The sequence below is a fragment of the Bacillus sp. DX3.1 genome, assembly GCF_030292155.1.
Classification (GTDB): Bacteria; Bacillota; Bacilli; order Bacillales; family Bacillaceae_G; genus Bacillus_A.
The window spans coordinates 2,034,285-2,059,500 of the sequence record NZ_CP128153.1 but is presented as its reverse complement, the minus strand read 5'-3'; the positions used below and the strand labels follow the sequence as shown (position 1 = coordinate 2,059,500).

27 protein-coding genes and 3 pseudogenes are annotated in these 25,216 nt (G+C 35.9%); 8 read left to right on the top strand and 22 right to left on the bottom strand.

What is annotated here, in order from left to right; genetic code table 11:
• Positions 1-75: 75 nt before the first annotated feature.
• The 6 genes from QRE67_RS09945 to QRE67_RS09920 all read right to left on the bottom strand — a co-directional run bounded on the left by QRE67_RS09945 (position 76) and on the right by QRE67_RS09920 (position 6,460).
• The gene (locus QRE67_RS09945) at positions 76-624 is read right to left on the bottom strand and encodes an adenylyltransferase/cytidyltransferase family protein (protein WP_286124708.1); all 549 of its coding nucleotides are present in this window, start codon (positions 622-624) and stop codon (positions 76-78) included.
• Between the two features lie 27 nt (positions 625-651).
• The gene (locus QRE67_RS09940; RefSeq protein ID WP_286124707.1) at positions 652-1,398 is read right to left on the bottom strand and encodes an IclR family transcriptional regulator; all 747 of its coding nucleotides are present in this window, start codon (positions 1,396-1,398) and stop codon (positions 652-654) included.
• Positions 1,399-1,555: 157 nt separating this feature from the next.
• Positions 1,556-3,031, bottom strand: coding sequence for a 4-hydroxyphenylacetate 3-hydroxylase family protein (locus QRE67_RS09935; RefSeq protein ID WP_286124706.1), 1,476 nt, complete (start codon positions 3,029-3,031; stop codon positions 1,556-1,558).
• Between the two features lie 239 nt (positions 3,032-3,270).
• Positions 3,271-4,422, bottom strand: coding sequence for a stage II sporulation protein P (gene spoIIP / locus QRE67_RS09930; protein ID WP_286124705.1), 1,152 nt, complete (start codon positions 4,420-4,422; stop codon positions 3,271-3,273).
• A gap of 638 nt (positions 4,423-5,060) precedes the next feature.
• The gene (locus QRE67_RS09925) at positions 5,061-6,029 is read right to left on the bottom strand and encodes an SPFH domain-containing protein (RefSeq protein ID WP_286124704.1); all 969 of its coding nucleotides are present in this window, start codon (positions 6,027-6,029) and stop codon (positions 5,061-5,063) included.
• A 2-nt stretch (positions 6,030-6,031) separates the two neighbouring features.
• Positions 6,032-6,460 (bottom strand): NfeD family protein, encoded by a 429-nt coding sequence (locus tag QRE67_RS09920; protein WP_286124703.1) that lies wholly within the window; start codon positions 6,458-6,460, stop codon positions 6,032-6,034.
• A 397-nt stretch (positions 6,461-6,857) separates the two neighbouring features.
• Between QRE67_RS09920 and QRE67_RS09915 the strand changes: the two are divergent.
• A pseudogene (locus tag QRE67_RS09915) lies at positions 6,858-7,088 on the top strand (MFS transporter); the annotation flags it as partial.
• 17 nt (positions 7,089-7,105) lie between these two features.
• Here QRE67_RS09915 and QRE67_RS09910 read toward each other — a convergent pair.
• The 4 genes from QRE67_RS09910 to spoIIP (QRE67_RS09895) all read right to left on the bottom strand — a co-directional run bounded on the left by QRE67_RS09910 (position 7,106) and on the right by spoIIP (QRE67_RS09895) (position 10,182).
• Positions 7,106-7,549 (bottom strand): NUDIX hydrolase, encoded by a 444-nt coding sequence (locus QRE67_RS09910; RefSeq protein WP_286124702.1) that lies wholly within the window; start codon positions 7,547-7,549, stop codon positions 7,106-7,108.
• A gap of 23 nt (positions 7,550-7,572) precedes the next feature.
• Positions 7,573-8,313 carry a M15 family metallopeptidase gene (locus QRE67_RS09905; protein ID WP_286124701.1) on the bottom strand — a complete coding sequence of 247 codons (741 nt, stop codon included), beginning with the start codon at positions 8,311-8,313 and terminating at the stop codon, positions 7,573-7,575.
• An 11-nt stretch (positions 8,314-8,324) separates the two neighbouring features.
• A complete protein-coding gene (locus QRE67_RS09900; protein ID WP_286124700.1) occupies positions 8,325-8,822 on the bottom strand; it encodes a GNAT family N-acetyltransferase in 498 nt (165 codons plus the stop codon).
• A 205-nt stretch (positions 8,823-9,027) separates the two neighbouring features.
• Positions 9,028-10,182, bottom strand: a complete 1,155-nt coding sequence (gene spoIIP, locus QRE67_RS09895) for a stage II sporulation protein P (RefSeq protein WP_286124699.1) — start codon at positions 10,180-10,182, stop codon at positions 9,028-9,030.
• 89 nt (positions 10,183-10,271) lie between these two features.
• On the opposite strand from spoIIP (QRE67_RS09895), the gene QRE67_RS09890 reads away from it, so the two are divergent.
• Positions 10,272-10,565, top strand: coding sequence for a hypothetical protein (locus QRE67_RS09890; RefSeq protein ID WP_286124698.1), 294 nt, complete (start codon positions 10,272-10,274; stop codon positions 10,563-10,565).
• 27 nt (positions 10,566-10,592) lie between these two features.
• A pseudogene (locus QRE67_RS28855) lies at positions 10,593-10,876 on the top strand (permease).
• On the opposite strand, the gene QRE67_RS09885 reads toward QRE67_RS28855, so the two are convergent.
• The 4 genes from QRE67_RS09885 to cbpA form a co-directional block, all read right to left on the bottom strand.
• On the bottom strand, positions 10,867-11,382 hold the full coding sequence (locus QRE67_RS09885) for a DUF1572 family protein (RefSeq protein WP_286124697.1): 516 nt from the start codon (positions 11,380-11,382) through the stop codon (positions 10,867-10,869). The pseudogene QRE67_RS28855 and the gene QRE67_RS09885 sit on opposite strands and share 10 nt — an antisense overlap.
• 18 nt (positions 11,383-11,400) lie before the next feature.
• Positions 11,401-11,730, bottom strand: coding sequence for a chaperone CsaA (gene csaA, locus QRE67_RS09880; RefSeq protein ID WP_286124696.1), 330 nt, complete (start codon positions 11,728-11,730; stop codon positions 11,401-11,403).
• A 68-nt stretch (positions 11,731-11,798) separates the two neighbouring features.
• Complete coding sequence (brnQ4, locus tag QRE67_RS09875; protein WP_286124695.1) at positions 11,799-13,136, bottom strand: branched-chain amino acid transport system II carrier protein BrnQ4; 1,338 nt, start codon at positions 13,134-13,136, stop codon at positions 11,799-11,801.
• Between the two features lie 843 nt (positions 13,137-13,979).
• Entirely contained in the window at positions 13,980-14,627 is a 648-nt protein-coding gene (gene cbpA, locus QRE67_RS09870; RefSeq protein WP_286124694.1) for a cyclic di-AMP binding protein CbpA, read from the bottom strand.
• Between the two features lie 479 nt (positions 14,628-15,106).
• Here cbpA and QRE67_RS09865 point away from each other — a divergent pair, with 479 nt between their 5' ends.
• The 3 genes from QRE67_RS09865 to QRE67_RS09855 all read left to right on the top strand — a co-directional run bounded on the left by QRE67_RS09865 (position 15,107) and on the right by QRE67_RS09855 (position 18,065).
• On the top strand, positions 15,107-15,994 hold the full coding sequence (locus tag QRE67_RS09865; RefSeq protein ID WP_286124693.1) for a hypothetical protein: 888 nt from the start codon (positions 15,107-15,109) through the stop codon (positions 15,992-15,994).
• A 279-nt stretch (positions 15,995-16,273) separates the two neighbouring features.
• A complete protein-coding gene (locus QRE67_RS09860) occupies positions 16,274-17,581 on the top strand; it encodes a hemolysin family protein (RefSeq protein WP_286124692.1) in 1,308 nt (435 codons plus the stop codon).
• Position 17,582: 1 nt separating this feature from the next.
• Positions 17,583-18,065, top strand: a complete 483-nt coding sequence (locus QRE67_RS09855; RefSeq protein ID WP_286124691.1) for a DUF456 domain-containing protein — start codon at positions 17,583-17,585, stop codon at positions 18,063-18,065.
• A gap of 25 nt (positions 18,066-18,090) precedes the next feature.
• On the opposite strand, the gene QRE67_RS09850 is transcribed toward QRE67_RS09855, so the two are convergent.
• Complete coding sequence (locus QRE67_RS09850) at positions 18,091-18,711, bottom strand: NAD(P)-dependent oxidoreductase (protein WP_286124690.1); 621 nt, start codon at positions 18,709-18,711, stop codon at positions 18,091-18,093.
• Between the two features lie 108 nt (positions 18,712-18,819).
• A complete protein-coding gene (locus QRE67_RS09845) occupies positions 18,820-18,999 on the bottom strand; it encodes a hypothetical protein (protein ID WP_286124689.1) in 180 nt (59 codons plus the stop codon).
• 189 nt (positions 19,000-19,188) lie between these two features.
• On the opposite strand from QRE67_RS09845, the gene QRE67_RS09840 reads away from it, so the two are divergent.
• The gene (locus QRE67_RS09840; RefSeq protein ID WP_286124688.1) at positions 19,189-19,974 is read left to right on the top strand and encodes an SDR family oxidoreductase; all 786 of its coding nucleotides are present in this window, start codon (positions 19,189-19,191) and stop codon (positions 19,972-19,974) included.
• 42 nt (positions 19,975-20,016) lie between these two features.
• On the opposite strand, the gene QRE67_RS09835 is transcribed toward QRE67_RS09840, so the two are convergent.
• Together QRE67_RS09835 and cls are read right to left on the bottom strand one after the other, a co-directional pair.
• Positions 20,017-20,475 (bottom strand): spore coat protein, encoded by a 459-nt coding sequence (locus tag QRE67_RS09835; protein ID WP_286124687.1) that lies wholly within the window; start codon positions 20,473-20,475, stop codon positions 20,017-20,019.
• Between the two features lie 32 nt (positions 20,476-20,507).
• Entirely contained in the window at positions 20,508-21,692 is a 1,185-nt protein-coding gene (cls, locus tag QRE67_RS09830; RefSeq protein WP_286124686.1) for a cardiolipin synthase, read from the bottom strand.
• Between the two features lie 158 nt (positions 21,693-21,850).
• Between cls and QRE67_RS09825 the strand changes: the two genes are divergently transcribed.
• The gene (locus tag QRE67_RS09825) at positions 21,851-21,937 is read left to right on the top strand and encodes a YjcZ family sporulation protein (protein ID WP_286125239.1); all 87 of its coding nucleotides are present in this window, start codon (positions 21,851-21,853) and stop codon (positions 21,935-21,937) included.
• Positions 21,938-22,070: 133 nt separating this feature from the next.
• On the opposite strand, the pseudogene QRE67_RS09820 reads toward QRE67_RS09825, so the two are convergent.
• The 4 genes and pseudogenes from QRE67_RS09820 to QRE67_RS09805 all read right to left on the bottom strand — a co-directional run.
• Positions 22,071-22,244, bottom strand: a pseudogene (locus tag QRE67_RS09820) (acyl-CoA thioesterase); the annotation flags it as partial.
• Between the two features lie 11 nt (positions 22,245-22,255).
• Positions 22,256-23,125 carry a TIGR03943 family putative permease subunit gene (locus QRE67_RS09815; RefSeq protein ID WP_286124685.1) on the bottom strand — a complete coding sequence of 290 codons (870 nt, stop codon included), beginning with the start codon at positions 23,123-23,125 and terminating at the stop codon, positions 22,256-22,258.
• 3 nt (positions 23,126-23,128) lie between these two features.
• The gene (locus QRE67_RS09810) at positions 23,129-24,025 is read right to left on the bottom strand and encodes a permease (protein WP_286124684.1); all 897 of its coding nucleotides are present in this window, start codon (positions 24,023-24,025) and stop codon (positions 23,129-23,131) included.
• 200 nt (positions 24,026-24,225) lie between these two features.
• On the bottom strand, positions 24,226-25,167 hold the full coding sequence (locus tag QRE67_RS09805; protein WP_286124683.1) for a magnesium transporter CorA family protein: 942 nt from the start codon (positions 25,165-25,167) through the stop codon (positions 24,226-24,228).
• Positions 25,168-25,216 lie beyond the last annotated feature (49 nt).

Here is a 25,216-nt window from a genome sequence, read left to right as displayed (position 1 = left end):
AAGATCTGACCGCTCTCTCCCACCTAAAAAGAAGGGTTTTATGTCGGTTTTTTAATTTGTATTTATATATCACATTCACATCGTTTCAATCGGCCATCCTAATAAAGAATGAGATCGTTTTAATTCCCCTTTAAATAATTGGTCCCGAATTCTTGTCGAAGAAATCCGTTCTCCCTCTTCACAACAAACTGCTTCAACGATAGAAACAGTGAAGTAATCTGCAAGTAAATTTAAATCACCTTCACGATTTTTTCCAAACCGAAAATCTTCTCCAACACATATTTCAATTGGATGCAATCGTTGTAACTCTTGAATGAAACAATGAGCTTGTCTTGTTACATATGACTCATCAAAATGTACAACGACCACATGCTGTACACCTAATTCATTGAACCGATGTAACCTTTCTGGAAGTGTTGTTAGCACGCGTGCCCCTTGGAAGTACGAGCGCGGCGGTGGATCGAATGTATACACAACACTTACAACTTCTAACTCTTTCGCTTTCTCTACCGCACTTCGAATTACAGCTTGATGTCCTTTGTGCACACCATCAAAAGCACCGATTGCGACAACTGATTGTTGTAATTCTAGTACACCTTCCTCATGTATATAAATGATCCACACCTCCTCATCTCTTTAACGAAATTACAATCAAATATCTAAGTAACCAAACTCCTTTGAAATCGTTTGTGCTGTGTTCATCACACTTTGAATAATGACTTGACGGTCTCTTCCTTGCATATAAGATATCGGACCAACAATATTAAGAGCGGCAATTGTTCTCCCTGTATAAGAACGAATAGGAGCAGCAATTCCATATAAACCGTGTTCATTTTCGTTATCGCTAATGGAATAACCACGATTGCGAATCATCTGTAGCTCTTCTTGAAATTGTTTCATACAGGTAATCGTGTTCGGTGCACGTGGTATAAGACCATTTCCCGCAGTATGCTCTAGAAAAGAAGGATTAAAAGAAAGAAGTACTTTTCCTGTACTCGTACAGTATGCTGGCGTTCTTGATCCAACATGTGTAGATATTTGGATAGAATCTTTTGACGATACTTTCAAAATAAAGACAACATCTCCTCGATCATACATACCAATATGCACCGTTCCATTAAATTTTCGTACGAGATCTTCCACAATTGGAATTGCCCCGCTATAAATTTCTTGTTGAAACATCACTTGATTGCCCCACTCTAGTAATTTCCAACCTAGACGGTATTTTCTTTGATCATCTTGAATTAACATTCCTTCTTCACATAATGTGCGAACAAGATGATGAACTGTACTTGCATTCATACTCAGTTTTGCCGCGATTTCAGCATTTCCCAGTACAGGTTCATCACTCGTGAAACAATTTAGAATTTTACAAATTTTACTGACGGACGCTATCAAAATACGTTACCTCCTCTATTTCAGTTACATATATAATTCGGTTGATACATAGCTAAAACTCGTAAGAAGTTTTACATCCTAACAGTAAAATTCTTGCTATTCACTTATTGCTCCTTCCTCTTCCGCTCAAAAATGTAAGCGTAATCAATAATAAAAATTATTTTATTGCACTTTCGGATGAATTAGCTCCTTGTAAAGCTTCTTCCACTAACGAAAGCGATTGTTGTTTCTTATACGCATTATAAAACATGCCCATTTTTCGAACTGGATCACCAGAGTAATAACGCTCATATTGTAATAACCGTTGTCCAAACGCTTCACCACATAAATCCCAAGCTAACTTAAATAACCTTACGCGTTCTTCAGAAGATACTCCCTCACGGCCAATATAATATTTATGCATATCATCTTCAATCTCAGGATTCATAAAATCTGCCTCTGTTGGTGACATAAGAAGACCACCTGCACCAATCGTTTGGATAATTTCAATTGCACGCGGATACATTTTTGGTAATAAACTACGAATCGTATCCAGTGGCAATCTTGCCGGTACTGCTTCACCATATGCATTCATTTCATGCTCATATTCTGCAACTTGAAGCAGAGCACGAATTGTTTCCACGTCTTGTATGAGTTCTGCTAATTGATTTTGTACATTTAAAAAACCATCTACTCCAATAGAATCTGCTAGCTTAATTGCCACTTCCGCTGCAAATGACAGTTTCACAAGACCTCTTACTCCTGATTGGTGCGCAGGCTGATGACCAATTCCTGTTTTGGGATATAGCTGATTTCCAGCCTCAACACTTTGATAAATAAAAACTTTATCCCATGGGATAAACACATTGTGGAATACTAACAGTGCATCCATTTCTTCAAACCTTGATGCGAGCGGATGATCAAATAAAGAGCGTTTTCCATCTTGCATTGGCTCACGACAAAGAATGCGTAACCCCGGCGCATCAATTGGAACCGCAAATGAAATCGCATGGCGTTCATCACCAGGCTTAAAGCTTGGATAGGAATAAATAATAACTTCATCTGTAATTGGAGCAAGCGTTGCTAGCATTTTTGCACCGCTCACATACATTCCTTCTTTTGTTTCCTTTACAACACCTAAGTGCATCGACGCATCTTCTTGCTGGTGAGACGCCTTACTTCGATCGTTTTGTGGGTTAATAATTGCGTGTGTTAAAAACAAATCTTTATCACGTATATGTTTATAATAGTTTTTGATATTTTCTCCCCACTCAGGATCGAACTTTTCAAAAAACCAAGCATTACTTGCCATTGAAGTCACTGTAACATTTAAAAAATCTGGTGTCCTTCCCATTAAACCAAAAGTAGCTTTTGCCCATACTTCAAACAGTTCACGGCGTGCTTTTAAATCTTCATAGTTTCTTGGTACTAAAAATGCATTAGAAACCCTCTCTCCCGTTTCTTCGCAAATATGTGTGATTTTCTCACTATACGCTGGATCGTGCTGCATGTCATATAGTTTCGCAATTTGTAAAATTGGTTCTCGAAAGACATCTTCATTCACAATATCCGTTACTCTTCTACCACCTATCCAAATTTCTGGATTCCTCTCTTTTAACCCTTCAATATATTGAGCCCCTGTTCGAATCGCCACACATAACCCCTCCAATGTATACGTTTTCAAATATTAATAAACAAATAAGTTTAGAAACGCAATACATACCTCCTTTGTTAAATTAACAGAATTTTTAATTATTATAAAAAGAATTACCCCTTTGAAACAACATACTTATTTCACATTATGAAATTCTATTATTTTTTTTTAAAATACATTAATATTTTTGATCCGTCCGAGAAACAAAAAAAGAACGGTTTCCCGTCCCCCTTCTTCCCTTATTGATTCACTTTCTCCGCATCCCAATAATATTCACTAAACGCTTCAGTTAACACATCAATTGTGTTGTAGAGCTCTTCTAACGTATTATCGACACCACCAACTTCTATAAGCATTGCATTTTTTGATAAATCTTGATTGTATACACCATTGCCACTGTTTTTATATTTCGGAAAGATTCCCCTGCTTAATCCATAATAGTTTTTGTCCAAATATGAGTTAATTGCTCGAGCGATTTTCTCATTGTTTGTACGCCCTTCATTTTCCATCCCAATGATGAAATATAATCGGGCATATGACTTACCATTTATCACTTTCGTCGTTACCTTTTTCCGCTGATCATCTCGGTGAATATCAATCGGAAACATGATTTTTTTATTTTGTGCCAACGTTTCTTTCACATACCCATGCGATGCTTTGTATGCCTGATGCCATTGCCACTTTTTATTTGCTAACAAATCTCCCATATTTGTTTTATCATGAAAGACCGGTATTCCTTCTCCCTCTAGCTGCTCCTTCAACCTCTCTCCTAATAGCGATACATTCACATCTGGACTGGATGGATCTGTAGCTCCAGGTAATAAAGGATAAAATGATTCCCAACTATGCGTATGATAAATAAATACCGCGCTTTCTCCTTCAATCCCATTCTTATTTTTTTGCACCGGATTCTTTTTATCAGCTTCTGCCACTTTATTCTTTGCTACCTCACGTTCTTTCGTCACTTCTTCTAACGGTACACTCGATTCATTCGGAACATTTGTATAGTCTGTACCTTCTCCAGCTACTAAAATATCAGAATAATAATTTGACATACCTGGTACTTCTTTTCCTACAAACGTACGTAAATCTTGCAGGCGCAGATCGGTTGCAAGTGAAAAAAGCAATCTACCAACAGACTCACGTTTGTTTGTTTCAAAAAAATCAGCTGCAAAATAACGATTTTCTGTCTCAATCATTTGCATAAATCCTTGTATGGATACTTTTCCAAACCATTGATTTGCGTAATATGACTTCATCGTATGTAAAAGCGAAGTCACCATAGACGCCGCTACTATCATTACAAACACATATGACATTATTAAAAATATCAATTTCTTCCCATGTATGTGAGTTGTATACTTTTTCAATGTATCACCCTCTCTATACATGGATATGTACAAGCTTTATGTAATATACATTTTAACAGACTCGTTACATTCAATACGACTGCTAAAAAGAGTAAGCATGTAAACATTTACTATTTATCTTATACAATCAATACATCCCAACTGAATCATTCATATTATATAAATACAAATTAAAAAACCGACATAAAGTGAAACTTTAATCAGTGGGGGTTTTCTTCATCCCCCACTGATTATTAGTTGAACCAATCGGGCTTTTACGGGCAGTTTATCCCCCACCTAACTTCTTTGCTTTCTGCAGAAATTTGAGGTGGGGGTATTACTGCCCGCAAATAGCGGGATAAAACCCTTCTTTTTAGGTGGGAGAGAGCATCCATTCACGCATAGAAGCGGTCAGTTCCTTTTCCTGTCCAGACATAGTGAAAACAAAGAGAGAAAACGAGTGCAGGTCACCTCTCGTTATCTATAGCCGCGGCTTATATGTCGAAAAATCAAAATGGATATATATAGAATGAAAAATGGTATCTTTCATCATTTCCTCCTCAAAAAAAGAAAGAGAAATGGCGGCCCATTTCTCTTTCTCGTCGTTATCCCGTAAAAGCCCGATTGGTGAGGGCTTATTCTCAGTGGAGGATAAAGCCTTCACTGAGAATAGTTTCGCTTTATTGTTCTTTTGGTGTATCAGAAGAAGGTAATTTCTTCACTTGTTTTTCTTTGAAAATTTCTCCAATTGCACCAAGTGTGCCGAGTGTTTCAATCGCATTTGATGGGATGAAGACTTTATTTGCTGGTCCTTTTGCAACTTCTATCAATGATTCAAATGATTTATATGCAAGAACGCGCTCATCTAAATCTGCTGCACGTAGTAATTCAATTCGATTTTGTTCCGCTTTCGCAATTGTTTCAATTGCTCTAGCTTCCCCGTACGCTTCTAATTCTTTTGCTTCTCGTAAACCTTCTGCTTCGCGAATACGTGCTTCTTTATCCCCTTCCGCCATTAAAATTTTACTTTGTTTTTCCCCTTCTGCACGAAGAACTTTATCCTGCTTTGCTGCCTCGGCTTCTAGAATAATAGCACGTTTATTACGCTCTGCTTTCATTTGTTTTTCCATCGCTGCTTGCACATCTTTTGGCGGGTTAATATCAACAACTTCAACACGTTCAATACGAACGCCCCACTTTTCCGTTGCTTCATCAAGTGCTAAACGGATTTCTGTTGAGATTTTTTCACGGCCGGATAACGTTTCATCAAGCTCCAGTTTCCCGATAATCTGACGCATTGTTGCAGAGGTAATGTTACGAACACCAAATTCATAGTTAGAGATACCGTATGTTGCAAGTTCTGGATCAACAATTTGATAGAAAATAATTGTATCGATTTCTACTTGCACGTTATCTTTTGTAATCACTTTTTGCGGTGGCACATTTGTTTGTTGAATACGTAAATCATGGTAAACACGAGCACGATCCACAATTGGAATTAACATATTTAAACCTGGATGCATAATGCGCTGAAATTTCCCAAATCTCTCGACAACACCTACTTTTTGCTGTGGAATAATTTTAATTGTTAAAGCAACAAATACAATGACAATTAACGCAAAAATAATAGTTAAAGTTATACCAACCATTCTTATTCACTCTCCCTTTTCACATGTAAAACAGTGCTGCTTCTCTTTACAACAATAACTCGTTCTCCATCTGGAATTGGTCCCTTAGAAATAGCGGTCCACATATCACCATCAACTTTTACAATACCATTTGCTTCTTTTGTAATCGCTTGCACGATTATCCCCTTTTTACCAACGAGTTTATCCACAGTATCTGTAAATCCTTTTGCTTCTCGAAAGTTTTTTGAAATTTTCTTTGTAAAGAAAGTCAATGTTAAACTCACAATCGCTGCTACAGCAACTTGTAAAAATAATGCATTTGGAACAAATAATGCAATAAGACCTCCGACAACCGCCCCAATTCCAAGCCATAGCATATAGAACGTAATTGATACCATTTCTGCAATAAATAATATACTGGCTATGATAAACCAAATTCCCCATACAGTCATATGCAACCCTCACTTACTTTTCTATTTTCTATATGTATATGAAAAAAGGAGTTGTTTATCACGCTCTCATATTTAAATATGAAGCGTTTCAATAGAAGCTGTCATTCATAATCACTGTTTTATATAAATACAAATTAAAAAACCGACATAAAACCCTTCTTTTTAGGTGGGAGAGGGCATCCGGCCATGCATAGAAGCGGTCAGATCCTTTTCCTGCCCCATGCGAAGTGAAAACAAAGAGAGAAAACGAGTGCAGGTCACCTTTTGTTATCCATAGCCGCGGCTTATATGTCGAAAAATTAAAATGGATTTATATACAAAAAAATCATTAAAACAATATATTAATATATTCTTTATTATACATAGAAATTCCTGTATAAAAGTTACAAAAAATAAAATTCTTTCAACGACTGTCTTACAATCAAGTGTGCATCCTTCTTTGCTCTCCAACATGTATACAGCTCATGGCACACTTACTTCCACTGTTTCTGGCCTATCTATGTTAAGTATTGGTATTATCACTGATTTTTTCGGTGTCCGCATCATATATGTTATTGCTTCTTTTCTTATTTTATCTTTTTTCCTATTAAAGCACACGAAACAACAAGAAAAGGATGTTTCTCTGTAAGAAACATCCTTTTCTTGTTATACATACATTTCTTCTAGTATATGAACAAATTCACCTTGTTTTCCTGCTAAAACTGAAGCTTTTGTCACATCGATCCATTTATAAGAAAACACAAGATCTTGGTCCTCTTCTCCTGCGCTCACCGTATGATCCCAAGTATCCTTTACATCTGTTAATAACGTCATGTGGAAAAAGTGATGTTTTTCATATTCCTGCTTCTCTTTTACATAAATAATGTAATCGTCAATAAAACGTTCGATAAAGATATGACGGAGTCCCGCTTCCTCAAAAACTTCGCGTAATACTGCTTCTTTCAATGTTTCTCGCTCGTCAACCGTTCCACCTGGGACTTGTGCACCTGCATCTGGCACATCGCGATGTGTAAAAACAAGCAATTGCATAACACCATCTTTTTCCCTCGTAATATATGCATATACTTTTTTCTTATATAACATCGTCATTCCAACCGTCTCCCCTCAAATGTTTACTTCATCGCTTCTTCTAAGGTGAGTTGATTTTCATACAAATAGGTAGCATGCGGATTCCCAACATAACGTACATGCCATGGCTCATACGTATAGCCTGTTATTGACTCTTTCTCTTTTGTATAACGAATGATAAATCCAAATCGATGTGCATTTTGAGAAAGCCACTTGCCTTCTTTTGTTTCCCCAAATGAAGAATCTAATTGAAATTTTGCTGATTGGGATGTGATATCAATAGCTAATCCTGTTTGATGCTCACTCGTTCCTGGCACTGCACTAGACATCGCCGTTTTGGCTTCCCCGTCCTGTATCTTATACATTGTATTTAATGCTTTTTGACGGTCAAAAGAACGAAATCCGGATACCGCAAAGAGGTACACTCTTTCTTGATCCCCCTGCTGGAACATTTTCGCCAATGCTTCCGCTGCTTCTTTACGCATCTTTTTCTTCTCTTGGTCTCCCTCATACGAATAACGTACTTTCGGAATGACTAAATCTTGTGGTTTATAATCATTTGGTAAACGTCTTTTCTTATTTACAAGTACGAGAAGGGAATGTGGATTACTAACAACCGCCACATCATCTTCTGTCCTCACAATTGTTTCTTGTTCTTTCGGAAATGCTACACTACTATTCACTTCTTGCGCCTGTATATCTTTATACATTTTGTATTTCACGCCTGCAACTACAATAATCGTTACAACAATTATGACACTCAGTAGTGTCCATCTTTTTTTCATAAAGGATCCTCTTATTTTAATAATTTGGCCATATAATACTCGTCGATGCTCTTCCCTGCTATTATAAGCGAATCTTTTTTGACACCTTCTTCCTCAAAGCCTACTTTACTATACAGTACCTGTGCTCGTGTATTATGGGCCATCGCCGTCAACTCCAAACGCCATACATCATGTATTCTTGCCCATTTTTCTAGTTCTTTAAACAATGTCGTTCCCAATCCTCTTCTCGCATATTCCTGTAAAATCCCAATTACGATACGTGCAGCATGCTGATTTCGCTTTGCTTTCCCACCAGCAGCCAAGAGAAATCCGACTAACCGTCCTTCTTCTATTGCTACAAATATCGTAGAGTTTTCACTCTCTAAAAACTGTTTGATCATATTCTTTTGCTGATCTATTGTCATATCTCTTTCACCTGGTTCTAATAACATAAATGTACTTTCTTCATCTAATTGTTTTCCTAATTGCAAAAATGCTGCTGCATCCTCTACTAAAATTTCTCGAATCATCCCTATCATCCTGTCAATTTTATAGCATAAAAATTTTCTTTATAAAGAGATTTTCGCTATTATTTTATGAAATTCCTGTCTATTTTCTCTAGGAGAAATAGACAAATTTCGATAGTAACATAATGAAGAAAAATTGTAGTAATAAAAGGTTAGCTCCTATTTTTTCTTTTTTGGACATAAAAAAACGTAAGTATCTCACTTACGTTCAGCCATTTACCTTTTCAGCCTGCCAGAAATATTCACTAAAAGCTGCTGCAAGTACATCAATAGAACGATTTAGTTCCTCAGTTGTGTTATCTACACCGCCCACCTCAATTAAAATCGCTTGCCCAGACAAATCTTGATTATATACACCATTACCTGTTTGGAATCCTTTTTGAATAACCCCTCGGCTTACCCCAGGATATTTTTTGTTAATTGCTTCATGCAGTGCAGTTGCTAGTTGTAGATTTTTCGCATAATTTTTATTTCCTTTTCCAATAACAAACGCAAGCTTTGCATACGATTGATCTTCAATCGTTTTTGTTGTTACATTTTTGCGAGCACTATCCCGGTGCAAATCAAAAAAGTATTGTAATTCTTTATTACTGGCCATTGCCTCTTGTACAATTTCACGAGACTCTTTATAAGAGCTATTACTATTGAGCCCTTTACTAATTAACTTCTTCCCGACATCTGTTGTATCATTAACAGCACCGATACCATCGCTTGCTAATTGTTCACGCAATCGCTCTCCAAATATAGAAATATTTGTGACAGAGCTCGTAGCTTTATTGGGATTCGGATCATTTGCTAAATTTAATAACGGCAAATAAGACTCCCAGCTATGAGAATGATAAATAAATGCAACTTGTCTATTGCCCGTTGTTTGTGAAGGCTGTTTCTTCTCTTTATTCGTGTCTGCTTTAGGTACTTGTCCTGTTTCTCCTGTCCGTTCTTTCACTACTTCTTCCAGTGGAACACTTGACTCGATTGGTAAGTTAGAATAGTTTGTTCCTTCACCCGCAATCAGAATTTCTGTATCATACTTTCCAAAGCCAGGAAGCTCTTTTCCAACAAAACTGCGCACATCATCAAAACGAATATTAGTTGCTGTCGAAAAAAGAAAAGATGAAATAGAAAAATCTTGATTTAAGTTTCGATATTCTTGCGTAAAGTAATGATTCTCCATCCCAACAACATACATATATCCGGTCATAGACAGCTCGTTTAACCAATTATATAAATAGGCTGACTTCGTCTCTTTCAATGAAGTCACCATCATGCTAATCAGAAAAAAAGTAGCTAATATTGTAGCCAAAAAAACCAAAATAAGCTTTGGTAAACTTGTTAATTTCACATAGAAAAAGCCTCGATTCATAACATCACCCTCTCTATTTCAACTTATGTACAAGCTGTAGAGAATAGACCACCTAAATTTCGGCTATATTGTCATTGAGGTGAAAAGAATTGAAGCTTATCATTGGCTTACTTCCGATTGTTATATCATTTGTTTTTCTCTTATTCACAGTCCATCCTAAATTCCGTATCTTTTTAGACGTATGTGCATACTTCTCTTTATACGGATTTGGTACCATTATTGCTTTCACAGTATACGATGTGTTAGTACATAACATGGTCTTTATGACGACCATTCATCGTATTTTATTAAATCCACTTTTCCTTATCACTGGTGCATACATCGGTGTTTATTTATTATATCTTATTCTCTTCAAACTCTTTACAAACATAAGGAAGATATAGCTGTTCCTAGCAAAAGGTGGTGATAAAATGAAGCATCCTTTCACATGTCATGTATGTAGAAAACAGATTGTAAAGAGGCAAGATCTTAATTACAGCTACTCTCTTCATTCGAATCGATTTATTTCACTATCACTGTTTTGAACAAAAGTTTTATCCCGATTAACACACTTTTCGGATTATACTTCACTTGCTATACAGTGTGTGCTGGAAGTATTCTAATGATTACTGAACCTTTACCACTATGGACCTTTTTCTTTATACCAGCACTGTATCGGTTCATTTCGTACTTTAGAATTGAACGTTATTTTTGAAGATATCGATTGGACTGTCCTTTTGGAATACTTAAGCAATCCCATTCTTTTTCTTGTTGTAGTTTTCCAATATAAATCATCTGTCCAATATGAGAAGCATAATGAGCAATCTGCCTTTCAATTGCTTGCATAACAGTCTGATCCTCGCCACGAATATAAACTTTCTTTAAAATATCTTGTGGTGTTAATGCCTCCATTGCTTGAAAAACATAATTCCAGCCTCTGCGCCAGACCATCAATGCTTCTTCTTTTGACGCATATTCACCTTCAAACTCATCATCGCGATTTCGATCCTCTTTTTCTCCATCCGTCGTTAAGAAATCTGTCCATCTAGAGCGCATATTTCCGTGTAAATGTTTAATTATAATCCCAATGCTATTTGCTTCTTCATGAGGTGCCCAGCATATTTGTTCATATGACAACTGAGAAAGTGTCCGCTCTCCTTGTTTTTGAATCGCCTGAAAGTTTGTAATTGCACACTGTAAATAAGCTTTTCCAACTTCCATTTAACATCCTCCTATGTACTAACTAATAGATGTTCCATTTGGTACTTCTATATCAGGTTGTAACAAGATTACATCACCCTTTTCTGGAACTCCTCCTAGCACAAGCACTTCGGATTTAAAACCAGCAACTCGCTTTGGTGGGAAATTCACGACCGCTACAACTTGTTTGCCAATTAAATCTTCCGGCGTATATCTCTTTGTTATTTGAGCACTTGATTGCTTGATACCTAGTTCACCAAAATCAATTTCTAACTTAATTGCAGGTACGCGTGCTTCTGCAAAAACTTCCGCTTGCCGAATCGTTCCAATACGAATATCTAACTGTAAAAAATCTTCAAAATTAGCCATTGTATCACTCCTCCTCTCTAACATTTAGACAAAATCTATCTTTTTCCTCTCTAAAAAAAGAAAGGTGCTTACGCACCTTTCTTTTGTAACTCACTTGATTCTTTTGGTCTATACAGGAAGAAGCCAACAACCCCACCAATACACGATGGCAATAACCAACCAATTCCTTCTTTATATAATGGAAGCAGTTGTAATAAGTTTGATAGTTCTCCAAACTTCACATTAACGCTTTCTAAACCGTTAAACAGACTGATTACAAATGCCCCTAAAATCGCCCCTATATATATAGTATTTCGCTGTCCAATCCATTTATGGAAATACGAAAGCACAATTAGAACAATCGCAACAGGGTAAATAATAATCAATACTGGTAATGTTACTGCAATCAGTTGTGTTAATCCTAAATTAGATACCACTAAACTAAACAAACATACGATTGTTACAATCGTTTTATGTGAGAGTTTCGGAAATAGACCTGTAAAGAACTCCGCACAAGCTGAAGCAAGTCCAACAGACGTTGTTAAACAAGCAAGTGTGATGACAAGACCTAATAATACTTTGCCGCTTGTTCCAAATAACTCATTTACTACATTTGTTAAAATAAGACCACCATTCTCAGAAACTCCAAGAGATGTACTTGTTGAACCAAGATAAGCAAGTGATAAATAGATTAACGTTAATCCGATTACTGCAATAACCCCTGATATAATTGTTGTTTTCGCAATTTGTCCGCTTTCTTTTATGCCTTTTGAGCGAATAACTTGTACAACAACAATACCGAAGACAAGTGCACTAATCGCATCCATCGTTAAATATCCTTGAATAAATCCACCGAAGAATGCATTATCTTTGTACGTTTCTAACGGTGCAGCAGGTGCTCCAATTGGATCAATCATCGCTTTACCAACGATTACAGCAACAATTAATACCAATAAAGGAGTAAGGAACTTCCCAAACCAATCTATCAATTTTGACGGGTTTAATGATAAATACCAAGTAATGCCAAAGAAGATTACTGTGTAAAGAAGCAGCATATACCACTCTGTTGCCATTGTTTCCGATAGAAACGGCTTCATTCCCATTTCAAACGAAACAGCCCCTGTACGTGGAATTGCAAAAAATGGTCCAATCGCTAAATAACTAATCAGTGGAAAAATAAATGCAAATATAGGGTGCACTCTAGAAGATAGCGCTTTCAGGTCTCCCTCTACAAAAGCTACAGCAGTTACAGCTAGTAGGGGAAGTCCGACCCCCGTTACAAGGAATCCAATTGTAGCAACCCAAACATTTTCTCCTGCTTGTTGTCCTAATACTGGTGGAAAAATTAAATTTCCTGCTCCTAAAAATAGTGCAAACAACATTAAACCAATCGCTAATGTGTCTCCTGGCCTTAATCGTCCCTTCATTTCTCATTTGCATAGCATATTCTCTATTGTTTTTATCTCTTTCACAATAATGCTATACATCCTCCTCTCTGCTCATGGTGATTTTATCCCGCTATTCGCGGGCAGTAATACTCCCACCTCAAAGTTCTGCAAGAAGCGAAGAAGTTAGGTGGGGGATAAACTGCCCGTAAAAGCCCGATTCGTGAAGGCTAATGATCAGTGGGGGATGAAGACCCCCCCACTGATCAAAGTTTCACTTTATATACCCCTCAAAAAGCAATGCCTTTCTCCATAATTTCTCCCTTGCCCCTTTTTCTTACTCAGCTTGTTAAATAATTGATTTTTTTGAATTTTCAAGACATTAGAACGCTATAAATATGGAGTTTTACTTGTCAGACCTCTTCACTTCAGTCATCCATATAGTAACATATTTAGTTGAAAAATAAAAATATATTTTTTATAGGGAATTTTTTGAAAAACAAAATAGTATGCACTCGTTTTTTCAATATATTCTTATACTAAAACATTTTAGGAGAAAAAGTCATACTTGCATTTCATTTTTCTAAAATATCTTTATCAAACCCTTTCCTAATATATATCATAAAGTGAAATCTCCCGCCATCGGCTATATAAATCCATTTTGATTTTTCGACATATAGCCGCGGCTATGGATAACAAAAGGTGACCTGCCCTCGTTTTCTCTCTTTGTTTTCACTTGGCATGGGGCAGGAAAAGGATTTGACCGCTTCTATGCATGGCCGGATGCTCTCTCTTACCTAAAAAGAGGGGTTTATGTCGGTTTTTAATTTGTATTTATATAATAAAAAAAAGCCATCTAAATCGTATAGATGGCTTTTCTGTCTTCTACTCTATCGTCTCCACTTCACGTGGGTTATTCATTTCCTCTACATACACAACGCGAAATCCGCTATCTTCTAAGTCTTTTATAAGCGAATCTAATTTTTCCGCTTGAAATTCTTCACCTAACGTAAACATAATTCTACGTACTAATAACGCATTATTATCGAACGTCATTAAACTTTGAATGCCGCTATATTTTTTCAGTACTGTTGATAGCTTTTGAATCGCTCCGTTATAGTCTTGAGTTCCAACCATGACAGAGTAGATGCTAGACTGAACACCCCACGCATCTTCCAATAACTCAAATACTTTTTTATGGGTTAAAATCCCTAGAAATACCCCTTTTTCATCCACTACTGATAAGTATGGAAGTTTCTTTATCGCAAAGAATATTTTGAAAAACGAAGAATCTTCTCTTACATATCCATCTTTATTTTTTAATAATTCCGATAATTCATCTTCTAATGAACCTTTATATTCTAAAATATCTACTTTATAAACATTACCTAGAAATTTCTCTCGTTTTTCATCTAAAACTGGTACGCAGCGATATCCTGTTTTATTTAAATGATCTAACGCTTCACCAATTGTAAGTGACTCTGAACAATATAAAACTTCTTTTTTGGGCACATAGTTTCCTTTTATTCTCATAAAAATCCTCCTTATGTTGAAATACTTTCTGTGCCATAACTATATAATATTTTCAGAATAAAATAAATATTTATTTTATTTTTCATATTATTGTCATGATTTGTTCATGAATTATTCAATTTTGGAAGTTTAGTAGATTTCTATTCTATACAAAGTAAGAAGCTACATAAATACAAATTAAAAAACCGACATAAAACTCCTCTTTTTAGGTGGGAGAGAGCATCCGGCCATGCATAGAAGCGATCAGATCCTTTTCCTGCTCCATCCTGAAACTTGATACAGGATGGAGTTTTTAGAATGTAATGATTAGTAATGCATCCCTGACAACAATGATGAATCCCCTGTAACTTACAAAAAAAAGAGTTACTCAGCATCACAGCTTATACCGATATGTGAAGAAAAAGAGATTGTAACTTTCCTAAAAAAACGATACAATAAAAATAAGAATTTTCTGAATCCTCTAAGAGTAGGTGAATGATATGACTTCCTTAATTCGCTCTTACACATATCGCTTGTTTATTGGCTTTTTCATTATTCTCATGATAAGTCCCATTCCCTCTATATTATTAACCCATGATTCATCTTATTTGAAAGGATTACTTGGGATTTTTTACAGCTTCGTCCATATGCCGTCCATTTCCATCCCAATGATTGATTGGATGCATGAATCCATTCTTTTCTCTGCCCAACCAATTGTAAGTTCCACAACCGTACTACATGTACCAGGTCATTCCACACTGTTATTTCCTTATTTATGGGGGGTATATTTTTTATCAATGGTTCGTTTCACTTTCACTCTTGCGGTCGGATTTTTCATTAGTTTCGCAATCGGACGCTCTTTCTTAAAATCATCCAGCCCTTTTAAAAAGTACGTCTTACTACTGAGCTGGATTCCATACTCATTGAGTACCGTTGCCATGCAATGTTCCATTGTTTTACTCTCTCTATACGTCGCTCAATACATAACGATACCATTCTTCTCTTCTCTTATCATCATATGTAGTACTTCTATGATTATCGTCATACAAGCCATAAAGAAATGGTTACCATTTTTATATAAAACAGAAGACCAAGCAATAAATGACCCATCCTTTCTGATCAATACGTTGTTTATTGCACTGCTTACCAATCATAAATCTATTATAGGTTCAATCATTATCTCATTCTTTTATATGGAATGTATTTTTCACACGAAAGGATTGCTGCAATTTATCATTCAATTTGGAGGAAGCTCGCCGACAGTTGTGGCAATCGGATTGCTGCTTTTATATATTCCCTACTTGATTCTCTCCCTTCTTCAATCGCTTTGGACAACAAACAATTCGAAACAACAGACACACGCTTTCACAAGAACAATGATAAAGTGAAACTTTGATCAGTGGGGGTATTACTGCCCGCGAATAGCGGGATAAAGTAACAATCCTTCACTGTTATTAACCAGTAACCCTCCACCTTTAAAGTTTAAGTTGCGGGGTTATTACCCATTCATACAGGGCAAAATAAAAACAAAATTATGAACAATTAACAAAACATGCCATTATTTACTCATTTTCTTTGACTATTATTTTGGTTTCGATTTATTATAAAAGTATAACATACTTGCAGGAGGTGACATCTTTATTCCCACTTCGGAGTAGAGAACACACTTGGACATATTAAATATTTTTCTCATTTTTGTACTTATCCTCGTTTCCGGCTTTTTCGTTGCATCAGAATTTGCAGTTGTAAAAGTACGAAAAAGTCGAATTGACCAGCTAGCAAACGAAGGAAATAAACAAGCGTTAGCTGCTAGAAGCGTTGTATCTAACTTAGATGTATATTTATCAGCTTGTCAGCTCGGTATTACAATTACATCTTTAGGACTGGGTTGGCTTGGTGAACCGACTGTAGAACATTTATTAAGACCATTATTTGAAAAAGCAAACGTAACTGGAGCAATGGCTAATACATTATCTTTCATTATTGCGTTTAGCATCATTACCTTTTTCCACGTCGTGCTGGGCGAACTCGTTCCGAAATCATTTGCGATTCAAAAAGCAGAAGCGATTACGTTAAAGTTTGCCAAACCACTTATTTGGTTTGATAAGATCATGTATCCTTTCATTTGGTTACTAAACCATAGCGCTTTATTCTTTACGAAACTGTTTGGTTTAGAACCAGCAAAAGAAAACGAACTTGCTCACTCAGAAGAGGAACTACGACTTATTTTAGGTGAAAGCTATAAAAGCGGTGAAATTAACCAAACTGAATATAAATATGTAAACAATATTTTTGAGTTCGATGATCGCGTTGCAAAAGAAATTATGGTGCCACGCACAGAAATGATTTGTCTATCTACTGAAAATACGTTGGCAGAAAATATGGATATTGTCGCATCAGAAAAATTCACACGCTATCCTGTTATTGAAAAAGATAAGGATGACATTATCGGAATGCTGAATACAAAAGAAATTTTTCATGATCAAACAAAAGGTATCCATAAGCCGTTAGAAGCATACATACATCCTGTCTTAACTGTCTTTGAAACAGTTCCAATTCGAAAAACATTAATTCACCTTCAAAAAAATCGTGTTCAAATGGCAATCGTCATGGATGAATACGGCGGAACAGCTGGTCTGTTAACAATGGAGGATATTATCGAAGAAATTATCGGTGAAATTCAAGATGAGTTCGATACAGATGAATCACCAATGATTGAAAAGCGTACACCGAAGCTTACAGTACTCGATGGAAAAGTGCTCATTTCTGAAGTGAATGATATGTTTGGTATTCATATTGATGAAAGTGATTTAGATACAATCGGTGGTTGGCTTCTTTCTCAAGCAATCGATTTAAATATTGAACCTGGCTATACAATTGAATACGCTGGTTTCCAATTCAAGGCGTTAGTACTTGATGGACATCAAATTAAAAAAATTGCTGTACAAAAACTAGACATTAAAAAGGAGATATAAAGTGACTGTTCTATTAACACTTTGTATAATTGCTTGTTTTATCATTTCGTTCATTGCGTTTATCTACCCGATTATCCCAGGAATACTCGCATTATGGGCTGGATATTTGATTTATCATTTTGGCATAAACGGAGCGGAACTAACAACGACTTTTTGGATCATTCAAATCATTTTTACTGCGATTATTTTCTTGGCTGACTTTATCGCAAATAGCTACTTCTTAAAAAAATATGGAAGTACAAAATGGGGCGAACGAGTGGGTATGGTTTCTATTATTGTCGGTTCCTTTTTCTTTCCACCATTTGGACTGATTATTATTCCGTTCCTGTCTGTTTTCGTGACAGAACTCATGCATAAAAAAACACCAAAAGAAGCGTTTATGGTCGGAATTGCTACAGTTGTTGGCTTTTTAAGCAGCACCGTAGCAAAAGCGATTTTACAAATCATTATGATTATCGTTTTTGTTTGTTATATTATTTTTTAACCATCCCTCTAAAGGGATGGTTTTTTTAGTATGCAATGCCTACGCGACTATTTTCATATTCATTTTTATGTAATAAAGACCAAGCAAAATGTGCAGTATCTCCTACTGTAATTTTTGATCCGTCTAATGGTAACATATGAGACTCTGTCCGGTACTCTCCTGTTTCTTCCCCATCAATTAAATGTGTGGGACAAACAACCGTCCACGTTACGTTGCTATCTTTTAAAGCTACATATGCTGCTACATGATCTTCTGCAGCTGTTGTTGTTCTTCTTCTTGATTCTTCTGATTGAAACCGATATATTTTCTGATTAGACCTTGCCTGCAGAATACCAGCTGTTCCAATCGTAATTATCCTTTCTATCCTCTCCTCTTGCATATATTGAATAATTTCCGGCATACTTTTCGATAAAGTTCCATTCCCATCTGTTCCAAGAGCACTTATAATGATGTCATTTCCCTTTAGAGCAGCCTTCACATCTTGCTCATGTAATACATTTCCTTCTATTACATGTAGACTCTCGTGCTGCACATCAATCTTATTTCTATCACGGACTAATACTGTTACATCATGTGCATCTTGCAATGCTAGTTTCAGCAACTCGGATCCAACTCTTCCAGTTGCTCCAAATAAACATATTTTCATATTATCTTTCCTTTCTTTCTACTTCCCTCTCTATTGTTCCGCAAAACAAAAAAATAAACAACAAAAAAAGCTTCCTCATCTACCAAGGAAGCCCCATTATGAACGATATTATTTCTTTTCCTTTGAATCAGAAGAGTTACTATCTGTGCTTGTTTCCTCATCTTTCGTTTCTTCATCTTGCTGTGTTGGCTCGTCTTCCTTCTTATTGTCATCACCATTACCACAACCTACCATAAACAAAGAGCTCGCAAGTGCCATAGCAGTTAAAGATTTAACCCATTTATTCATTTGCTTATCCCCCTTTTGATAGAATATGTACAATCTCATATTACTTCTCTTTCTTGAAGGAAATATGAGAAAAAAGTAAAGAAACGGTAAATGTTTGTAAATTTTCCAATAACTAAAATCGTATATTTTTTATTTTGCAGCGTTTTCATTTATAATAAAAAGTAATATACGAGAGAAAGGTTGATACATATGGAACTTGGATTATCTGGAAAAACAGCCCTTATCGTTGCTTCTAGTCAAGGTTTAGGAAAAGCCATTGCTACGCAGCTTGTAACAGAAGGAGCAAATGTAATGCTACTCAGCCGTAATGAAGAGAAGCTCGCATCCTTACAACAAGAACTTACTGCTCTTAACAAAGGTACTATCGCTTATACAGTTTGTGATGTTACAAATAAAGAAAACATAAAACAAGCTGTAGAACAAACCGTACAAACATTTGGAACGATCAACATTTTAGTTAACAATGCTGGTGGACCAAAACCAGGCACATTTGAACAATTAACAGACGATGATTGGTACAGCTCATTTGAACTGAATTTATTAAGCTACGTTCGTATGATTCGTGAAGTACTTCCACATATGAAACAGCAAGGCGGTAAAATCATCAATATTGCTTCGTCTTCTATTAAAGAACCAATTCCTGGTTTACTATTATCGAATACATTCCGCGTAGGAATTACAGGCTTATCAAAAACATTAGCGTCCGAACTTGCTCCCTATAATATTTTAATTAATACAATTGCACCAGGACGCATTGCAACGGACCGTATTGCTTCTTTAGATGAAATAGCTGCTGAAAAACGAGGTATTACAGTAGAGGATGTACAGAAGCAGTTTGAAGCTATCATACCACTTGGTCGTTACGGCCATCCAAGTGAATTTGCAACATTCGCCGCATTCCTTGTATCGGATGCAAATACATATATGACAGGACAATCTTTCCTCGTTGATGGCGGTATGGTTAAAAGCTTATGAATAAAAAACAAGACGGCTCCTATACCGTCTTGTTTTTTTATTCTATGCAAATTTCTCGTCTTCGTATATATTTTCTATCTTATATTCTTTTTTCACGATATATTGCCACACACTATATGCATAACGATTCATCTTAACAAAGCAATTTTCCAAAAAAGACCGAAATTCTGGATTCGCAACTTCCACAGCGACTTGGGCATAGCCAAGGGTTAATTTTTTCAAATGCGAAATATAGAAAATCGCAATTTCAATATCGCTTTTATTCGTATTTCGCATCGCTATGTCGATTTGAAAAAAAGGAGAAGCAAGTTGTTCACCAATCATATGCTGTACATTTTCACCCTCTTGAAAATTTACCTGTTCATTGTAAGCTTGTAAAATATATGGTAAATGCTGCTGCAATAAATCTCTCAACTCTTCATCTTGCACCTGTTTCATATACTCGCCAATCCTATATATCATTTCATAACTACAATCCATTAACTCATGCATACATCTCATATTACAGTCCTCCTTTCTTCTTTAAATATATGCTATAAGTAGAACGACAGAACATTTGCTATCCTTGCTAGAAACCAGTCCCAACTACTAATTTTTTCAAAATCCTTGTCTGTCAATTGTTTAGCATCATGAAAATCTTTCTGCACTCGTTGCCATATTTCCGTAACAGCTTTCTCTCCATATATAAAACATTCTGACTCATCATTAATATAAAAGCTACGATTATCAAAGTTAGCTGTTCCTACGTCGGCAACTTTCTCGTCAATTATTGTTGCCTTTCCATGAAAAAAGCCATCCCGGTATTGATAGATCTTTGCACCAGCATCCAGCATCTTCTTTAAATGCGGATAAGCAGCTTGCTTTAGTAACAGTGCATCACTTTTAAAGGGGACGAGAAGCTTTACGTCAACTCCTCTTCGTAGTGCCTCTTGCAAACCGTTCATCATTTCTTGACTTGGTACAAAATATGGCGTTGCAATGACAATTGACCGTTTTGCCTTCTTTAATAATCCACTATATTCTTGCCATAACCCTTTTCCATCAGAAAATACGTATTGATACTTTAAGTCTCCTTGTACAAATGAACTTTTATGTAAAGAAAGGTTTTCACCTGTATCCGCGTACCAATCTTTCGCAAATTGACGCTCCATATCTTCTGCCCCGTCTCCTTCAATACGCATTTGATAATCACGCCATTTTCCGAACTTAGGATCTTTTCCGAGGTATTCTTCTCCAATATTAAAACCACCTATATAGGAAACTTTCCCATCAATCACTGCAATGCGGCGGTGATTACGATGATGTAGTGAATAAAAAAAATTTTTCAGCTTAGGTTTATTACTAAAAGTAAATTTGACACCTTTCTTTTCTAACTGCCCTATCACTTTTTTCTTTATTTTATAACCACCAACTCGATCCACTGATAATTTCACATCCACACCACTCGATGCTTTTCGCTCTAATAGTTGCAAAAAATCACGACTCACTTTATCTTTACCTACAATATAAAAATGAAGATAAATAAACTTTTCCGCACGATTTATATCTTCAAACATATTTCGATACAAATCTTCCCCATTTGTGTACAATTGAAAATTCCCAACTCGAATTTGCGATGTTTCCTGTTGATTAATCATTTCCCTCCCCGTCTCTACATCAACTTTCATCCATACAAATACACCTATGATACATAATAAAATGAGGATAAAGTATTTCACTGATATAACCCTTCTTTCAAAAGCTGCTATTTCTATATTTTCCCTCTTTTTCAAATTAACATACAAAAAAATCATGAACTTCGTGATATATGCCCTATCAAACAGTAGCCGAGTTGCATATTGTATCTTGTATCTTAATTTAAAAGGAGGAAAAAACAATGGGTTTCGGACATGGCAATGGATTTGCGTTACTTGTCGTATTATTTATCCTCTTGATTATCGTCGGTGCTGCTTGCTTTTGCTAGTTAGCTATCCAACAACGATATGCAGATGAAAAAACTATAAAAACGGACACCTATTTTTAGGTGTCCGTTTTTCATTTCCAACTATTTATCCCGCATTAACAGGCAGTAATCCCCCACTAAGCAAAGTTTCACTTTATAAAGATAATAACATAGCCATTTTCTTACTTTCTGCCTTACGAATATGACGTTGCTGCGCACGTAAAACAGCAATTTCATGAAGCTTCTTTTCACCCTCTGTTTCCGGAATCACATGAGGAACAGGAACTGGATTATTTTCCTTCCCAAGCGCCACAAATGTAACGAAAGAGCCGATTATGATCAATCGGCTCCTCTAAATACATATTGTTCTTTTGGCTCTTCTACTTTATTCCACTTTGTTACTTCTAAAACTGGAATATTTGCGTGGAATGGTTGATAAAATTCAGTTGCAATTGTACCTTCTACTTCAACCCAATCATCATTCTTCCACTCTACTCCCTCTGGTTTTTTAACTAGCATACCATATACACCTGAGTCTGCTACACAATGTATAATACCAAAACGGAATAGGAAATACTGCTCTTTCTTTGCAGAATCATCACGGAATACAAACCCTTTAAAGGATAATTCTTTCCCAGTAAATTCCCCAGGATAATTATAGATGGTCTCCATTCCTTTTAAGAAGTCTTCATCCTTTAAAGAAATTTTATCTTTTGTTACATATGCTTTCTTCCCTTTTTCCATCACACCGCGATAGCCTTCTTTTCCATAATAAATGCTTGTATCTGGTCTTAGAAACTGCCTTGTAATAAATGGATCTGTGCTTTCTGCCTGTGCAACTGGAAAATGGAATCCTTTCGCTTTAACAATATCCGAATCTAGCGTCGCAATCGGAAAGAATAGTCCTGAAATAATAGGGAAACAAAATAACGTATAAGCAAAAATACGTTTCCACCATGTGTTTTCATCTTTCGAGTGATCATGTCCACAATGACTATGATCGCAACCACAGTCGTGTTGCTCTTTTTCTTTTTTGTGTTCTTTTTGGAAAACAACAATGATCTGAATAATTGTTAAAAAACCTAAAATAATCGCTGCTGTTTTTGATAAATATGCATACTTCATATTAATATACTTCGTAATATTTCCCGAAATATGGAGCTGTGTAATTAAAATTGTAAAACCAAGTAAAATGTATGCTCGAAACATAACCTACCACCCCATCGCATAAATGAGTAGTGAGCTTGCATAAACAACGAGTGTAATGGTAACTGTCACAACGATTACGAATCGCGTTTTAAATGTCGCAAGCATCATAAACATATTTTTAATATCCACCATCGGTCCATATACGAGGAACGCGACAAGTGATGCTGTTGAAAACGTACTTTGGAACGAAGATGCAATGAAAGCATCCGCTTCTGAACATAGAGATAAAATAAAGGCAAGTCCCATCATAACCGCTGATGAAGAAAACGGTCCTTGTCCAATTGCGAGTAATGTTGACGTTTGTACAAACGTTTGGACGGCAGCTGCAATTAATGCCCCCATTACTAAGTATTTACCCATTGAGAAAAATTCCTCGACCGCATGTGTACAAACATCCCACATTTTTTTACGTAACGGACGCTTATGATTCACTTCTGGAAAATGCTCATCACGTAATTGATGATCTTTAAACATAAACGATAAGATAAGTCCAACGATAATAGCTACAATAATGGCAACGATTGAACGATACCACACCATATGCATACTACTTCCAAATGCAACATACGTTGCAAATAATACGACCGGATTAATAATTGGTCCCGTTAACATGAATGCAATTCCAGCGTAAGGCGGTACACCTTTCCCAATAAGACGACGCACAATTGGAACGATTCCACATTCACACCCTGGAAACATCATGCCAAGAAAAGTAGCTAATAATACTGACAGAAATCGTTTTTTCGGCATCCACTTTGCCACCATATCTTCTGTCACAAACATTTGAATGAATCCTGAAATAAATACACCAATAAGCACAAATGGTAGTGCTTCAATTAAGATAGAGATAAAAATCGTATTCATTTGCAGGAATGCTTTTGGTAATTGAAACATTTCCATGATGTATTTCCTCCACTTTTTCATTAACAATATGTAATTTTAACCCCTATTAATAATTTGAACAAGTCATATATGATATGAAAATGATTATAACGGACTGGTTAGTCATACATTTAGGATGTATGAAAAAAGACTTTACTATAATAAAAAAGCTGCTCTAGAGTAGTTTCGCAACTATTCTAGAGCAGCTTTTTTCATCTTTAAAAATAACGTTTTTTCCAAAAAATAAAAGCTAAAGTGCAAGATAATGTTGCACATATAATCATTACAATGACAAAACCATGCGGGTTATTACCAAGTGGAATTTCCACGTTCATTCCAAAAAAGCTCGAAACCATCGTTGGTAATGACAAAATAATTGTAATAGAAGTCAGCAGTTTCATGACACTATTTAAGTTATTTGAAATAACTGAACTAAACGTGTTCATCATACCACTTAAAATATTGCTATATATTTCAGCCATTTCAATGGCCTGTTTATTTTCAATCAACACATCTTCTAGCAAATCTTGATCATCTTCATACATTTTTATAAAGGTATTATTACGCATTAATTTTTGAATCACGATTTTATTTGCTTTTAAAGATGTCGTAAAGTACACTAAACTTTTTTCAAGGCCTAGCAATGTGAAAATTTCTTTATTTTTCATCGATTTATTTAATTGATGCTCTAAGTCGATTGTTTTTCGGTTAATTTGTTTTAAGTAACGTAAATAATAAGTAGAAATTGTATATAAGAGCTGCAACGCAAAACGCGTCTTTTTAAAAGTATAAAATTCTTTAATACGTTGGTTAATAAAGCGCTCAAAAATCGGATTCTCTTCTAAACAGATTGTAACAAAACATTCTGGCATTACAATCATACCAATTGGAATCGTATCGTATATCGAATTTCCCTCTTCATCATGCCTTACTGTAGGGATATCCACGATAATTAAGGCATTATCATCTTCTTTTTCAATACGCGAACGTTCTTCATCATCCAAAGGGTCTTTAATGAAATCCAATTCTACATTTAATGTTTGCACCAGAAATTGAATTTCTTCTTCTGTTGGATGAAGTACATTGATCCAACAACCTTTTTGAATCTCTTCTATTTCTTGTAGTTTTCCGTTTCGGTCTGTTAAATATATATTTAACATACTATCACCCCGATTCTTTTTACATGTGGGAATCTACCTCACTTAAACA

Bases quoted from the DNA above. Each gene is read 5' to 3' on its own strand.
- spoIIP (WP_286124705.1), bottom strand. From the start codon at position 4,422: ATGTATAGAGAGGGTGATACATTGAAAAAGTATACAACTCACATACAT.
- QRE67_RS09925 (WP_286124704.1), bottom strand. From the start codon at position 6,029: ATGGTTGGTATAACTTTAACTATTATTTTTGCGTTAATTGTCATTGTA.
- QRE67_RS09920 (WP_286124703.1), bottom strand. From the start codon at position 6,460: ATGACTGTATGGGGAATTTGGTTTATCATAGCCAGTATATTATTTATT.
- QRE67_RS09910 (WP_286124702.1), bottom strand. From the start codon at position 7,549: ATGACGATGTTATATAAGAAAAAAGTATATGCATATATTACGAGGGAA.
- QRE67_RS09905 (WP_286124701.1), bottom strand. From the start codon at position 8,313: ATGAAAAAAAGATGGACACTACTGAGTGTCATAATTGTTGTAACGATT.
- QRE67_RS09900 (WP_286124700.1), bottom strand. From the start codon at position 8,822: ATGATTCGAGAAATTTTAGTAGAGGATGCAGCAGCATTTTTGCAATTA.
- spoIIP (WP_286124699.1), bottom strand. From the start codon at position 10,182: ATGAATCGAGGCTTTTTCTATGTGAAATTAACAAGTTTACCAAAGCTT.
- QRE67_RS09885 (WP_286124697.1), bottom strand. From the start codon at position 11,382: ATGGAAGTTGGAAAAGCTTATTTACAGTGTGCAATTACAAACTTTCAG.
- csaA (WP_286124696.1), bottom strand. From the start codon at position 11,730: ATGGCTAATTTTGAAGATTTTTTACAGTTAGATATTCGTATTGGAACG.
- brnQ4 (WP_286124695.1), bottom strand. From the start codon at position 13,136: ATGAAGGGACGATTAAGGCCAGGAGACACATTAGCGATTGGTTTAATG.
- cbpA (WP_286124694.1), bottom strand. From the start codon at position 14,627: ATGAGAATAAAAGGAAACTATGTGCCCAAAAAAGAAGTTTTATATTGT.
- QRE67_RS09865 (WP_286124693.1), top strand. From the start codon at position 15,107: ATGACTTCCTTAATTCGCTCTTACACATATCGCTTGTTTATTGGCTTT.
- QRE67_RS09850 (WP_286124690.1), bottom strand. From the start codon at position 18,711: ATGAAAATATGTTTATTTGGAGCAACTGGAAGAGTTGGATCCGAGTTG.
- QRE67_RS09845 (WP_286124689.1), bottom strand. From the start codon at position 18,999: ATGAATAAATGGGTTAAATCTTTAACTGCTATGGCACTTGCGAGCTCT.
- QRE67_RS09840 (WP_286124688.1), top strand. From the start codon at position 19,189: ATGGAACTTGGATTATCTGGAAAAACAGCCCTTATCGTTGCTTCTAGT.
- QRE67_RS09835 (WP_286124687.1), bottom strand. From the start codon at position 20,475: ATGAGATGTATGCATGAGTTAATGGATTGTAGTTATGAAATGATATAT.
- QRE67_RS09825 (WP_286125239.1), top strand. From the start codon at position 21,851: ATGGGTTTCGGACATGGCAATGGATTTGCGTTACTTGTCGTATTATTT.
- QRE67_RS09815 (WP_286124685.1), bottom strand. From the start codon at position 23,125: ATGTTTCGAGCATACATTTTACTTGGTTTTACAATTTTAATTACACAG.
- QRE67_RS09810 (WP_286124684.1), bottom strand. From the start codon at position 24,025: ATGGAAATGTTTCAATTACCAAAAGCATTCCTGCAAATGAATACGATT.
- QRE67_RS09805 (WP_286124683.1), bottom strand. From the start codon at position 25,167: ATGTTAAATATATATTTAACAGACCGAAACGGAAAACTACAAGAAATA.